At 58.4% G+C, this 13,639-nt stretch carries 15 protein-coding genes; 9 read left to right on the top strand and 6 right to left on the bottom strand.

Annotated features, from left to right (window positions below):
• Window positions 1–3: 3 nt before the first annotated feature.
• From OP500_RS02520 to OP500_RS02490, 7 genes are all read left to right on the top strand, one after another.
• Window positions 4–348, top strand: a complete 345-nt coding sequence (locus OP500_RS02520) for a cupin domain-containing protein (protein ID WP_023888022.1) — start codon at window positions 4–6, stop codon at window positions 346–348.
• Between the two features lie 72 nt (window positions 349–420).
• Entirely contained in the window at window positions 421–1,992 is a 1,572-nt protein-coding gene (gene narH, locus OP500_RS02515) for a nitrate reductase subunit beta (RefSeq protein ID WP_274070073.1), read from the top strand.
• On the top strand, window positions 1,992–2,651 hold the full coding sequence (narJ, locus tag OP500_RS02510; protein WP_274070072.1) for a nitrate reductase molybdenum cofactor assembly chaperone: 660 nt from the start codon (window positions 1,992–1,994) through the stop codon (window positions 2,649–2,651). Before narH ends, narJ begins: the two co-directional genes overlap by 1 nt.
• Window positions 2,652–2,673: 22 nt before the next feature.
• Window positions 2,674–3,378, top strand: coding sequence for a respiratory nitrate reductase subunit gamma (narI, locus tag OP500_RS02505; RefSeq protein ID WP_274070071.1), 705 nt, complete (start codon window positions 2,674–2,676; stop codon window positions 3,376–3,378).
• Between the two features lie 273 nt (window positions 3,379–3,651).
• Window positions 3,652–4,413, top strand: a complete 762-nt coding sequence (gene modA, locus OP500_RS02500) for a molybdate ABC transporter substrate-binding protein (protein ID WP_238747960.1) — start codon at window positions 3,652–3,654, stop codon at window positions 4,411–4,413.
• 307 nt (window positions 4,414–4,720) lie between these two features.
• Window positions 4,721–5,398, top strand: coding sequence for a molybdate ABC transporter permease subunit (gene modB, locus OP500_RS02495; protein WP_274070070.1), 678 nt, complete (start codon window positions 4,721–4,723; stop codon window positions 5,396–5,398).
• A 121-nt stretch (window positions 5,399–5,519) separates the two neighbouring features.
• Complete coding sequence (locus tag OP500_RS02490; protein WP_238747956.1) at window positions 5,520–6,233, top strand: sulfate/molybdate ABC transporter ATP-binding protein; 714 nt, start codon at window positions 5,520–5,522, stop codon at window positions 6,231–6,233.
• A 136-nt stretch (window positions 6,234–6,369) separates the two neighbouring features.
• Here the strand turns inward: OP500_RS02490 and OP500_RS02485 are convergent, their stop codons facing one another.
• The 5 genes from OP500_RS02485 to OP500_RS02465 all read right to left on the bottom strand — a co-directional run bounded on the left by OP500_RS02485 (window position 6,370) and on the right by OP500_RS02465 (window position 11,185).
• Complete coding sequence (locus OP500_RS02485) at window positions 6,370–7,074, bottom strand: tetratricopeptide repeat protein (RefSeq protein ID WP_274070069.1); 705 nt, start codon at window positions 7,072–7,074, stop codon at window positions 6,370–6,372.
• Between the two features lie 130 nt (window positions 7,075–7,204).
• Window positions 7,205–8,329: a phosphoribosyltransferase domain-containing protein gene (locus tag OP500_RS02480; RefSeq protein WP_274070068.1), complete on the bottom strand. Its 1,125-nt coding sequence runs from the start codon at window positions 8,327–8,329 to the stop codon at window positions 7,205–7,207.
• A 74-nt stretch (window positions 8,330–8,403) separates the two neighbouring features.
• Entirely contained in the window at window positions 8,404–8,607 is a 204-nt protein-coding gene (locus OP500_RS02475; RefSeq protein ID WP_238747952.1) for an alternative ribosome-rescue factor A, read from the bottom strand.
• Window positions 8,608–8,785: 178 nt separating this feature from the next.
• Window positions 8,786–10,576, bottom strand: coding sequence for a 2-isopropylmalate synthase (locus OP500_RS02470; protein ID WP_274070067.1), 1,791 nt, complete (start codon window positions 10,574–10,576; stop codon window positions 8,786–8,788).
• A gap of 228 nt (window positions 10,577–10,804) precedes the next feature.
• The gene (locus tag OP500_RS02465) at window positions 10,805–11,185 is read right to left on the bottom strand and encodes a cupin domain-containing protein (RefSeq protein WP_274070066.1); all 381 of its coding nucleotides are present in this window, start codon (window positions 11,183–11,185) and stop codon (window positions 10,805–10,807) included.
• A 210-nt stretch (window positions 11,186–11,395) separates the two neighbouring features.
• Here OP500_RS02465 and dusA point away from each other — a divergent pair, with 210 nt between their 5' ends.
• Entirely contained in the window at window positions 11,396–12,403 is a 1,008-nt protein-coding gene (dusA, locus tag OP500_RS02460) for a tRNA dihydrouridine(20/20a) synthase DusA (RefSeq protein ID WP_238747946.1), read from the top strand.
• A 59-nt stretch (window positions 12,404–12,462) separates the two neighbouring features.
• Window positions 12,463–12,909, top strand: a complete 447-nt coding sequence (gene smpB / locus OP500_RS02455; RefSeq protein ID WP_238747944.1) for an SsrA-binding protein SmpB — start codon at window positions 12,463–12,465, stop codon at window positions 12,907–12,909.
• A gap of 123 nt (window positions 12,910–13,032) precedes the next feature.
• Here the strand turns inward: smpB and OP500_RS02450 are convergent, their stop codons facing one another.
• Window positions 13,033–13,599, bottom strand: coding sequence for a hypothetical protein (locus tag OP500_RS02450; protein ID WP_238747942.1), 567 nt, complete (start codon window positions 13,597–13,599; stop codon window positions 13,033–13,035).
• Window positions 13,600–13,639: the final 40 nt, after the last annotated feature.

Here is a 13,639-nt window from a genome sequence, read left to right as displayed (position 1 = left end):
ACCATGAAGCTCCCGCAGATTATCCGTTTTTCCGATTATTTGAAGGAAACCCCCTCCGAAGCCGTGCGCACCGTGCTGTATCAAGACCAACACGACAACATGGTGCTGTGGCAGATTCCGCCGCAAACCATGTTGCCCGCCCACCGCCACCCGTGCGGCGTGGATATTTGGATTGTGCTGCAGGGCGAAGCCGAGCTGGTGGACGACGCGCAAAGCGGCCGCACCATCCGCGCAGGCGATAGCGTAGTGGTGGGCGACCACCAAATCCACGGCGCCCGCAACAGCGGCCAGGAAGACTGCATCTTGGTTTCGATTGTCAGTCCGAAAGCCGGATTCGAAAAGGCATAACCGTTTTTCAGGTAGCCTTAAGAGCCAAAAGGAAGGCTACCTGAAAAAGACCAATCATTTAAGGAACACATCATGAAAATCAGAGCACAAGTCGGCATGGTGCTGAACTTGGACAAATGTATCGGCTGCCACACCTGCTCCGTTACCTGCAAAAACGTATGGACAAGCCGCGACGGCGTGGAATACGCCTGGTTCAACAATGTTGAAACCAAGCCCGGTATCGGCTTCCCGAAAAACTGGGAAGACCAGGAAAAATGGAACGGCGGCTGGGTGCGCAAACCCAACGGCAAGCTCGTGCCCAAGCAGGGTGGCCGTTTGAAAATCCTGTCCAACATTTTCGCCAACCCCAACCTGCCGCAAATCGACGACTATTACGAGCCGTTCACCTACGACTACGAGCACCTGCAAAACGCGCCGAAAATGAAAACCCCGCCCACCGCGCGGCCGATTTCCGTGCTCACCGGCAAAAAAATGGACAAAATCGAATGGGGCCCCAACTGGGAAGACGACTTGGCCGGCGAATTTGAAAAACGCGCCAAAGACACCCTGTTTGAAGGCATCCAAAAAGAAATGATGGGCGCGTTTGAGCAGACATTCATGATGTATCTGCCGCGCCTGTGCGAACACTGCCTCAACCCCACCTGCGTCGCCTCCTGCCCCTCCGGCAGCATCTACAAACGCGAAGACGACGGCATCGTGTTAATCGACCAAGACAAATGCCGCGGCTGGCGTATGTGCATTTCAGGCTGCCCCTACAAAAAAATCTACTACAACTGGGTCAGCGGCAAAGCCGAAAAATGTATCTTCTGCTACCCGCGCATCGAAGCGGGCGAACCGACCATCTGCTCGGAAACCTGCGTCGGCCGCATCCGCTACTTGGGCGTGCTGCTGTATGACGCCGACAAAATCCAGGAAGCCGCCAGCGTAGAAGATCCGCAGGATCTGTATGAAGCCCAGCTCGGCGTGTTCCTTAATCCGCACGATCCTGAAATCGAGCGCGAAGCCTTGAAACAGGGCATCAGCCAAAGCTGGCTCGATGCGGCGAAAAAATCGCCGGTGTACAAAATGGCGATGGAATGGAAAATCGCCTTCCCGCTGCACCCCGAATACCGCACGCTGCCGATGGTATGGTACATCCCGCCCTTGTCGCCGATCCAGTCGGCCATTGAAAACGGCTTTGTCGGCGAAAACGGCATCATCCCCAGCGTCGATGAAATGCGCATCCCGCTGCGTTATCTCGCCAACCTCTTAACCGCCGGCAAAATCGAGCCGGTACGCGACGCCCTTGAGCGCATGATCGCCATGCGCCGCTTCAAGCGCGGCCAGATCGTCGAAGGCGAAACGCTGGAACAGACATTGGACGGCACCGGCCTGACCCCCGCCATGGTTGAAGACATGTACCAGATTCTCGCCATCGCCAACTACGAAGACCGCTTTGTCATCCCCGCCTCACACAAAGAAATGGTGGAAAACAGCTTTGAAGACAAAGCCAGCTGCGGCTTCAGCTTCGGCAACGGCTGCTCGGGCGACGATGCCGACGGCCTGACGCAAGAGAGCTTGTTCGGCAAACGCAAGGCTTCACCGATTATCTTTGTCGAACGGCGCAAAGACATCGAGAAAAACAAAGAAGAAGGAGTGCGCTGATGGCCGCCAATCCTTTGGTGTACAAATGGCTCTCCGCGCTGATGTGCTACCCCGAGCAGGATTTGCTCGATGCGCTGCCCGAGTTTCAGGCTGCCTTAAACGAGTGGCCTGAGCTGGCCGCAAACCAAGCGGATTTGCAGGCGTTGCTTGATCACTTGGGCAGCCGCAGCCTGCGCGAGTTGCAGGAAGACTACGTACTCGTGTTCGACCGAACCCGCCAGCACGCGCTCTACATCTTCGAGCACGTTTACGGCGAAGACCGCGACCGGGGCAGCGCGATGGTGGATCTGCTCGAAGAATACCGCCGCTACGGCTTCGAGCTGGGCGACGACGAGCTGCCCGACTACCTGCCGGCGCTGCTGGAATTTTTCGCCCACATTCCGCCCGAAGACGCGGAAAAACTGTTGGGCGACGCGGTACACGTGATCAACCACATCGGCAAAAACCTGACTACCTACGGCTCGCCCTATGCCGCGCTGCTGCAAACAGCCGTTGCCCTAAGCCCGGTCGAACCCAAGCCGCTGACTGAACCGCCGGTGCGCGATATGGACGAAGCAATGGAAACATTCGGCCCCGACATCCAAGGCATCGAACCGCTGCTCAAACCCGCCAGCGACATCCAAACCATACAGTTCTACCCCAACGGCCGCCCCGCATAAGGCAGCCTGAAAAGGAATGACCATGAACGAACTCAATACCTTCCACCAGTTTTTCTTCGGCATTTATCCCTATATCTGCCTGGCCGTATTTTTCTTCGGCAGCCTGATGCGTTTCGACCGCGAGCAGTACACCTGGAAAAGCGATTCCAGCGAACTGCTCTACCGCGGCCAGCTGCGGCTGGGCAGCGTGCTGTTTCACGTCGGCGTGCTGGCCGTATTCGGCGGCCACCTGTTCGGCCTGCTCACCCCGCTGTGGTTTTGGGACGCCATCGGCGTAACCCACAGCGCCAAGCAGGTATTTGCCATGACCATGGGCGGCATCTTCGGCACCACCGCGCTGGTCGGCCTGATTATCCTGATTAACCGCCGCTTCAAGGTCGACCGCATCAGCATCAACAGCACCTGGCGCGACAAACTGGTGCTGATCTGGATACTGATCACCCTGCTGCTCGGTCTCTCCACAATCGTCGTCAGCATGGGGCATCTGGACGGCCACGAAATGGTCAAACTGATGCAGTGGGCGCAGCACATCGTTACCTTCCGCGGCGGTGCGGCAGGCTATATCGAAGATGCCAACATCCTGTTCAAACTGCACATCTTTATGGGCATGACCTTCTTCTTTATCTTCCCCTTCACCCGCATGGTGCACGTGTGGAGCGGCTTTGCCAGCGCCTTCTACCTGCTGCGCCCGTGGCAGCTGGTGCGCCGCCGCAACGGCACCCGCTGATTAACAAGCCGGCTGCGCCAGATAAGCCATGCAGAAGCAGCCTGAAAGCGCAATCCCACTTTCGGACTAGTCCGTCGGTATGCTTTTCAGGCTGCCTTAATTTCCTATAATCGCGCCCGCGAAGGCAGTCCGAACGGCCGTCCTGCAACACGCAAGACGGCCGCTTTATTTTGTCCGCCACACCGGCGGGCATCGCCAACCCCAAAGGCAGCCTGAAAGCCGACGCCCTTTTTTTCAGGCTGCTTTCTCTCTGCAGACCAAAGGAAAACTACCATGAAAATCCAAACCGGCGCCCTTATCGCCACCCTTTTTCTCGCCGCCCCCGCCTTTGCCGACGACCTTACCGTCTCCGCTGCCGCCAGCCTGAAAGAAGCCTTTCAGGAAATTAACGCCGCCTACCAGAAAAAACACCCCGGCACCAATATCAAACTGAACACCGCCGCATCCGGCGTACTGCTGCAGCAGCTTGCCCAAGGCGCACCGGTTGACGTATTGGCCACCGCCGACCAAACCACCATGGACAAAGCCCAAGACCAGCAGCTGATCGACAAAGCCAGCCGCCGCACTTTCGTGCTGAATGATTTGGTCGTCGTCCAGCCCAAAGACAGCCGTCTCAAAATCAAAACCCTTAACGATCTGAAAGCCGCTACCGTCAGCCGCATTGCCGTGGGCAATCCCGAAAGCGTGCCCGCCGGCCGCTACACCAAAGGTGCGCTGGAAAAAGCCGGTCTCTACGGCACCCTGCAGCCTAAAATCGTCTCCACCCAGAACGTACGCCAAGCGCTTGACTACGTAGCCCGCGGCGAAACCGAAGCCGGCTTCGTTTACCGCACCGACGCCGTACTGGCCAAAGAGAAAGTGAAAATCTCCTTTGCCGTAGCGCTCGAGACTCCGGTTTCCTACGCCATCGCCCCCACCGCTTCTGCCAAAAGCAAAGAAGCCAAAAGCTATGTTGATTTCGTTCTGTCGCCCGCCGGCCAGTCCATCCTGAAAAAATACGGCTTCAGCTCTGCCAAAGGCTCCAAAGCCAAATAAGGGGAAAAACGCCTAAGCATAAAAAGCAGCCTGAAAACGGGTAAACGGTTTTCAGGCTGCTTTTCAGACGGCCTCAAAGACGGCAGCTAGCTTGGGTTGTCAAACCCTAACAAATCCTATTGAACCCAAACGCCGTCTACCCCCCCAAACCGTCGTCATTCCCGCGTAGGCGGGAATCTTGCTTGATGCTTAATCATTTTTGAATAAACAAGCCATTACTTAAATTCCAAAAAGATTCCCGCATGCGCGGGAATGACGGTATTTTTTCAGCCGCCCCCCCAAAAACCATCCCACCCGTCCCCAAAAAATGTCCTCATTCCAAGACACTTTCCCCGCGCTGTTTCTCTCGCTCAAAGTCGCCGGCTTTGCCACGCTGCTGAACCTGGTGTTCGGCATCGCCGTGAGCTGGGTACTCGCGCGCAAACGCTTTATCGGCCGCAATTTTCTCGACACCGTGCTCACGCTGCCGATGGTGCTGCCGCCCACCGTGATGGGCTACTACCTGCTGGTGCTGTTCGGCCGCAACGGCACGCTCGGCCAATGGCTGCAACAACATTTCGGCTTCAGCCTGATATTCACCTGGCAGGGCGCGGTGGTCGCCGCGATGGCCGTTACCTTTCCGCTGGTGCTCAAGCCCGCCCGCGCCGCCTTTGAAGAAGTCAGCCCGCAGCTCGAACAGGCCGCCCGCGTGCTCGGATTGTCGGAGTGCGCCGTGTTTATGCGCGTTACCCTGCCGCTGGCTTGGCGCGGCATCTTCTCCGGCCTCTTACTCACCTTTGCCCGCGCGCTGGGCGAATTTGGCGCCACACTGATGATTGCCGGCAGCATCCCCGGCCAAACCCAAACCCTGTCCATCGCCGTCTATGAAGCTGTGCAGGCGGGCAACGACGACTTGGCCAACCGCCTTGTTTTGCTGATTTCCGCCGTCTGCATTGCCGTATTGTGGAGCGTAACCCGTTTGAACGGAGACAAAAACCGTGGCTGACCCAACCTTCGATTTCGCCTTTCAGGCGACCATAGGGGCTGTTAACAATCAGCCTTGCGGCGGTGTTTTTGGCAAAAAATACCCGCTTGCCACGTCAAAAATGCTCGCAAGGTATCCAACCTTGCTGCGCTTTTTTCCTTGCAATCGGGCACTTTTTGCTCAAAAAACCGCTTCGCAAGCTGAATGTCAACAGCCCCGCCACGGCAGCCACACCTTCACCCTCGACGTATCCTGCAAAACCACCGCCCGCCGTCTCGCCATCCTCGGCCCATCAGGCTCGGGCAAAAGCCTCACCCTCCAGCTTCTGGCCGGCCTGTTGCGCCCGGGCAGCGGCCATGTACGCATCGGCGGGCGCAGTTACGGCGACACCGCGCAAAACCTGTGGCTGCCGCCGCAACAGCGCAGCGCAGGCTTATTGTTCCAAGACTACGCTCTGTTTCCGCACCTGACCGTCGCGCAAAACATCGCTTTCGGCCTGCACCGCGGCCTGCGCACCCCAAGCCGCCGCCGCGCCCGCATCGAAGCGGAAGAATGGCTGGAGAAAATGCAGCTTGCCGCCATCGCCGACCACTACCCGCGCCAAATCTCCGGCGGCCAGCGCCAGCGCACCGCCCTCGCCCGCACCTGCGCCGTGCGCCCCGACTGGCTCCTGCTCGACGAACCCTTCTCCGCCCTCGACACCCGCCTGCGCGCCCAAATGCGCGACAACATGGCTGCCCTCCAGCGCGAACTAGACATCCCCCTGCTGCTCATCACCCACGACCCCGAAGACGCCGAAGCCCTCGCCGACGATACTGCCCTTATTGACAACGGATATTTGCGCTGCGGGATATAGGCGAACCGGCATAAGTAATACAAGAAAACTTAAAATCTCTGCAAGCCTTATCCCTCAGCACAGCCGCAAAAGTTTTCAGGCTGCCTTTTACTTGTGAAGGCAGCCTGAAAGTTTATCCGCGTTCAGCCTACGTTTTTCACTTCACGGTTTTCATTTCAACGCGGCCGTTTTCCACGGCGGAGAGCAGTTCTTTGGCTTGTTTGTCCTGCGGGAAGTTGCGCACGTGTTCGCGCAGTAGCGGTAGCGATTTGGCTTTCTGGCCGCTCATCAGATAGGCCATGCCCAGCGGCATGGCGGCTTCTTTGCGTCCGGCTTTGCGAGCGGCTTCGAGCTGGCTGATGGCGCGGGGAAGCTGGCCGGTGGAGCTGAGAAAACGGCCGTGCAGCTCTTGGTAAAAGGCTTTTTCCTGCGGGGCGGCGGCCAGCTCGATGCGGCGGCGGTAGTCGGCATCGGCTTTGGCGGCATGGCCGGGCTGGTCGAGATTGTGGCCGATCCAATGGAAACGGGCGCGCATCGCCAGCGAAGCCAGATAAGCGGCGGATGCTTTGGCGCCGCCTTTAGGCGCGGTGTTTTCCACCATGCTGTCGAGTACCACGCCCAAGGGGCCCAAATCGGCGATGGCGCGGCGGCGGTCGTTTTCGTTGTCAAAACGCGGCGGGTAGTCGCCGGCAACCGCCGACAGGTTGCGGATGGCGGTTTCAACGCCGCCCAGATTCACGCTGATCGGCGGTTTTTTCGGATTGCCGCTGATCAGGCTGTCCGGATTCAACGCGCGGTAGGGCGCGGCGGCAAGCGGCAGGGCGAGTGCGCCGATCATCAGCGCGGCGAGTGTTTTTTTCATATTCGGCTCCGTTTTGTCAGGTAGATAACAGTTCGGTCAAAACCCCGCAGCGGCGCGGCCGGCGGGTGCGGCGATTGTAGCATGCGCCCTGCCCTGTTTCGGCAGCCTGAAAGCCGTCCGGGCTATATTTTCACAACGGCGCGGGCAGCTGTACCAGCTCGGCCTGCAGGCCGGCGGCGCATTCGATTAGGGCGGGATTGGCGGGGTGTTCGTGGCAGATAAAGATGCGGCGGTAGGAGTGCGGCTCGGGCAGGTTGTAAAGATAGTAGGGCACGCCTTCGTCGTAGGGGTCGGAAAACGGGCGTTTGTGGGCGAGCGCGCCCCAAACCTGCGCCGGCGAGCGGGTGGACGACTGCAGATAAACTTCGGCACCGCTGAGCTCTGCCAGAGCACGGGCAAACACGGCGGCGGGATGGATAAATTCGCCGGTACCGAGCACCAGCACGCGCTCACCGGCTTTCAGGCTGCCTGAAAAACGGCGGACAAAATCATCGGGCAGGCACAGGATGCGGTTGCTGCCGAGCCGCCCCCAGCCGCTGTCGGCAATCTCGGGATCGCGCCCTTCGACGGCTTGGGCGGGCGCGGCCGGATCGGCGGCAATTTCACCGCGTGCTTCGAAGCGCCAGCTGCCGGCCAGCAGGCTGTGGCGGTAAACGGCGGGATCAGCGGCTTGATCGTCGCCAAAATCGGTCAGACTCAGCCAATGCACCTCGCGCAGCCGCGGCATATGCGGGCGCAGCGCAGCGGCGAGATTGACAAACGTGCGGCCGGTAGAAATTTCGTCGTCAATCAGCACCAGCGCCTGTGCTTGCACCAGCAGATCGCGGTATGCGGGGCGCTGCGGCAGATGCAGAAACTGGCGGGCGGCGTGGCTGTGCTGCTCTTCAAAGCGGCAGATGTCGGCACCGGCAACGCGCAGCCGGCTGCTGTGCAGATACAGTGCCTGCGCCTGCGGATGCTGCGCGAGCCATTGCTCGAACACGCCCTGCGCCAGCGCGGTGGCGGTTTCGGCCATGCCGACAAACAGCACGGGGCAGCCTGAAAAAGCCGGCAGCTTGGTGGCCAAGCGCGCATAGGCCTGCGCCATCTGCTGCGGCGTGCAGGGATGGTGTTTGCCCAAGAGCTTGCTGACAAACAAAAAGGCGCGCTTGGGATTGAGCCGCGCGCCGACGGCAAACAAATCCCCAACCGGCAGCTCGCTGCGGCGGATGTCCAGATGCAGAATGCCGGTAGGCAGGTGGTGGGTCTGGTTCATGGGTGAAAAAACGGAAAAACAGGGAAAGTGAAGATGCAGGCAGCCTGAAAAGTTTTCAGGCTGCTTTTTGGCAGCTAAACGGACGGCAGGCAGCCCTTAAACGAATAAACGAAACGGGACAGTTTGTCGAAACCGTCCCGCCATTTTTTGGCTGCCTGCCTGTTGTAGCTGCCTTTGCCTTTTTTGTTGCGTTCCACCTTGTGGCGGAACAGATTGGAGCGCACCAGCGCTTTGAGCGCGTTGTCGCTGATTTTGCCTTTATTGTGTTGGTGTTTCATGGTCTTTCCTTTGTTACAAACCGAATTTTCAGGCTGCCTTGCAGCGGGTGCGCATTGTAAACGCAGCGGATAGCGACGGCAAGCCGGTTTTCAGGCAGCCTGAAAGCTCGGGCAGCCTGAAAACCGCATACGCGCTTTTCAGGCTGCCCTGCTTGCCGAGCATTAAGCCGGCAACGGCTTAAATCGTGCCCTGGGCTTTGATTTTTTCCCGCCCCCTTTCCAACTTAGACAAGGCGGAAAGATAGGCTTTGGTGGTGGCGACCAGCACGTCGGTGTCGGCGCCCTGGCCGTTGACGATGCGGCCGTCGCGCATCAGGCGCACGCCGGTTTCGCCCTGGCTTTCGGTGCCCTGGGTAATGGCGTTGACCGAATAAATCTGCAACACCGCGCCGCTTTGCGCCACGCTTTCGATGGCTTTGAAGATGGCATCGACGGGGCCCGAGCCGGTGGCTTCGGCGCGGCGCTCTTCGCCGTTGATGCTGAAAACGATTTCGGCACGCGGCATTTCGCCGGTTTCGGTGCTGATGCGCTGCGAGATGAATTTGTAGCTGTCGGACGACAGATTGGACATTTCGTCCGAAACCAGCGCGTGCAGGTCTTCGTCGAAAATTTCGCGTTTTTTGTCGGCCAGCTCTTTAAAGCGGGCAAAGGCGGCATTGAGCGCTTCTTCGCTGCCCAGCTCGATGCCCAGCTCGGCGAGCTTGGTTTTGAAGGCGTTGCGGCCGGAGAGTTTGCCCAGGCTCAGGCGGTTGGCCGACCAGCCGACGGATTCGGCGGACATGATTTCATAGGTTTGCGGGTGTTTCAGCACGCCGTCCTGATGGATGCCGCTTTCGTGCGCGAAAGCGTTTGCGCCCACCACGGCTTTATTCGGCTGCACGGGATAGCCGGTGATGGCGGACACCAGCTTGGACACGGGTACGATTTGCGTGGTGTCAATGCCGGTTTCCAAGCCGAACAAATCGTGCCGCACTTTCAACGCCATCACGATTTCTTCCAAGCTGGCATTGCCCGCGCGTTCGCCCAAGCCGTTGATGGTGCATTCCACTTGGCGCACGCCTGCCTGAACGGCGGCCAGCGAGTTGGCCACCGCCATGCCCAAATCGTTGTGGCAGTGGGTGGACCAAACCACTTTATCGCCGTTGGGCACGCTGCCGATAATGGCGCGGATACGCTCGTACCACACGGAGGGAACGGAATAGCCCACGGTGTCGGGAATGTTGATGGTGGTTGCACCGGCTTCAATCACCGCCGTGAAGATTTTGGCCAAAAAGTCCAAATCGGAGCGCACTGCGTCTTCGGCGGAAAATTCCACGTCGTCCGTGTATTCTTTGGCAATTTTCACCGCCTTCACCGCCGCGTCAATCACTTGCTGCGGCTTCATTTTCAGCTTGTATTCCATGTGGATGGGGCTGGTGGCGATAAAGGTGTGGATGCGTTTTTTCGGCGCGGGGGCAACCGCTTCGCCGGCTTTGCGCACATCGTTTTCCACCGCACGCGCCAGCGAGCAGACGGTGGATTCTGTGATGGTGCGGGCGATTTCGTTGATGGCCTCAAAATCGCCCGGGCTGGCGGCGGCAAAACCGGCTTCAATCACATCGACGCCCAGTTTTTCCAGCTGGCGGGCGACGCGGATTTTTTCTTCTTTGGTCATCGCCGCGCCAGGCGACTGTTCGCCGTCGCGCAGGGTGGTGTCGAAAATCACCACGCGGCGGTTGGGATTGGCCACGCTTTCCTTTTCCAGATTGTCCTGCTGCTGCATAAAGGCGTTCAAATCCAGCGGCCGCCCCTGCGATTCGGCCAGCGTGGTCAGCTTTTGCAGCTGCGCCAGCGGCAGCGAGCCTCGGGTGCGCCATTTGTAGATGGCGGCGGGGCTGGCGCCCTGCTCGGGGTCTTGCGCCTTGAGCGCTTCGGAAAGGGCGGTAACACCGCCGAAATAGGCGATTAAGCGGTCGATGTCCAGTTGCATGGTATTCCTTGTCCAATCGTTGTTGTGAATGGCGCGGATTGTAAATTTTATTGGACAATATGGCAAATATTTTTATCGTTTTTTATGATTGGCTTAAGATTTGTTGATGAATTGGACAGAATCTTGACAACGCCCTGTCTATCGGTTTTTCAGGCTGCCTGAAGGCGAAAACAAAAGGCTGCTTCGGGCAGATATACCCAAAGCAGCCTGAAAAATTGGACAAAACGGCTATTGCTGCTCCGCCGGCTTGGGCTGTTCCGCTTCCTTAATCAGAATAATCGTGGCGGCGGCATTTTCGCGGGCGGTGCCGCTGATATAGACATTGCCGCCGAATTTCAGCGTGTCGCCGTCACGCACCAGATGTTTTTCACCGTCGTCCAAAACCACGTCGAAGCTGCCTTTGGTCGCCACAAACAGCACTTCGTAGCCCGGATGGTTGTGGCGGCCGATTTCCTTGCCTTTGGCGAGCGTTTTGTTCACCACCAGATAATTGCCGCCGGAAAAAATCTTGCCGCTGGCATCGGCGCGGCTCAAGGTGCCGGAATCGGCGGCAGCTACGGAAAATACCGCGGCCAGAGCCAGCGCGGCAAAAGATTTGCTTGCAATCATAAGTCTCTCCTGATGTTGGTCGGTACCCGCCGCCTGCGCGGCAGACCGCGGCGATTGTCGGCAAAAGCGCTTTTGTAGTCAAGAATCGCTTTCATTATTGTCAGGTGTTTTCAGGCTGCCTGACCACCCGCCGCGCTTACTTTTACTTGCCACAGCCGTTCGGCTACAATCGCCGCCCGCCCGCTATCCGCCATCCCTCAGGAAAATCCGATGCAGCCTGAAAACAGCTTATCCGCCCCCGTCCGCGCCCGCAGAATGTCCGTTGCGCCGATGCTCGACTGGACAGACCGCCATTTCCGCTATCTTGCCCGCCAGATCAGCCGCCATGCCTGGCTGTACAGCGAGATGGTGCATGCCGGTGCGATTGTGCATGGCGATGAAGCGCGTTTTTTGCGCAAAAACGACTGCGAAAATCCGGTGGCGCTGCAGCTGGGCGGCTGCGAACCGGCGCTGTTGGCGGCGGCATCCAAGCGGGTGGCGGCTTGGGGTTACGACGAAATCAACCTCAACTGCGGCTGCCCTAGCCCGCGCGTGCAAAAAGGCGCGTTCGGCGCCTGCCTGATGAACGAAGTAGATTTGGTGGCCGATTGCCTGAACGCAATGCAGGATGCCGCGCCCGAATGCGAAGTTACCGTCAAGCACCGCATCGGCGTGGATAGGCAGACCGAATATCAGACCGTAGCCGATTTTGTCGGCACGCTGGCGGAAAAAACCGCCTGCAAAACCTTTATCGTCCACGCACGCAATGCCTGGCTCGACGGCCTGTCGCCCAAGGAAAACCGCGAAGTGCCGCCTTTGAAATACGAATACGTTTACCGCCTAAAACGCGAGTTTCCCGCGCTGGAAATCATCATCAACGGCGGCATCAAAACCAACGGCGAAGCCGCCGCGCATCTGGAATACGTGGACGGCGTGATGGTCGGCCGCGAGGCCTATCACAATCCGATGATAATGGCGGCGTGGGATCGGCTGTTTTACGGCTCCAAGCAGCCTGAAACCGAATTGGGCGCGCTGGTTGAAAAACTCTACCGCTATATGGCCGAGCAGATTGCCGCCGGCCGCGGCACCGCCGTGCGCCACATGGCCAAGCACTATTTAGGACTGATGCACGGTCTGCCCAATGCCCGCCGCTGGCGGCGGATGCTGTCCGACAGCAGCCTGCTCTCGGCCAACCGCCCCGAGCTGATACTCGAAGCCTATTCGCCCGAGGCAGCCTGAAAGTACAGCGCTCTGATACAATCGCCGCCAAACGCCACTTTATTACCGCGAGAACCACCATGAGCATTGCCAACAACCGCAAAGCCTTTCACGACTACTTTATCGAAGAGCAAATCGAAGCCGGCCTGGTGCTGGAAGGCTGGGAAGTCAAAGCCATCCGCGCCGGCCGCGTGCAGCTTAAAGAAAGCTACATCCATTGGAAGCGCGACGCCTTTTATCTGGTCGGCTGCCACATTACCGCGCTGCCCGAAGCATCCACCCATGTGAAGCCCGATCCGGTGCGCCAGCGCAAGCTGCTGCTGAACCGGCGCGAAATGAACAAACTCATCGGCAAAACCGAGCGCGCCGGTTACACCATCGTCCCCCTAAACCTGCACTACCAACGCGGTTTCATCAAAGCCGAAATCGGCCTGGCCAAAGGTAAGAAACAGCACGACAAGCGCGAATCGGCCAAAGAAGCCGATTGGAAGCGCGAAAAACAGCGGCTGATGAAAAACGCGCGCTAGGGGATGGAATAAAAAGCAGCCTGAAAACTGGCGGTCGGTTTTCAGGCTGCCCGAAGCAAAACCAAAGCAGCCTGAAAGCGGTTTTTCCGTTTTCAGGCTGCTTTTTATGTATGGCTGCTGCGCCTATTCTTCCATCTGCGCCGGAATTTTGTGTTTTTCCATAAACGCATTGAGCGCATTGTTCCATTCGTCGGTCAGCGCCAGATGTTGGTCGTTAAACGCTTTAAACGCCGCATCCAATTCCGGCGTATTGCTGTTTTCGTCGGGCTGGTTGCGGCACATTTCCAAGATTTTTCCCAAATCAGGCAAGAGCTTTCCAAACGCCTGGGCATGCGCCGTTGCCGCCTGTACCAGCGCCATATCGTCTTTTACCGAATCGTTGGGCTCTTCCTCGCGCATCTCCGCCACAAAGTCCCGCACGTCTTCTTCCAGCCCTTCCAGCCGCATCTTGGCTTCGTCGAAGCTGCGGCGTTTGAGCGCGTCGGTAAAGTCTTCGGTATTCAAATCACTAACCTGCCGCGCAATGCCGTAAACATAGCCCTGTGCGAACATCGTATCCATCGCATCGCCATTGGCAGAAGACTGCGCCATGCCCGCCGCCATTTGCGCCGCACCGCCAATCGCCGTTGTCGTGGCCTCGTCCACGCCGGCCAAGCCCAACAATTTTTTAATCACATCGATAACAGACATATTGAACGCTCCTTTGAGTGAGTCCGGGTAAAAAAACGAT

It is taken from the genome of Kingella sp. SNUBH-2017 (assembly GCF_028680565.1).
GTDB classification, from domain to species: domain Bacteria; phylum Pseudomonadota; class Gammaproteobacteria; order Burkholderiales; family Neisseriaceae; genus Kingella_D; species Kingella_D pumchi.
This window is presented reverse-complemented; position numbering and strand designations above follow the sequence as displayed.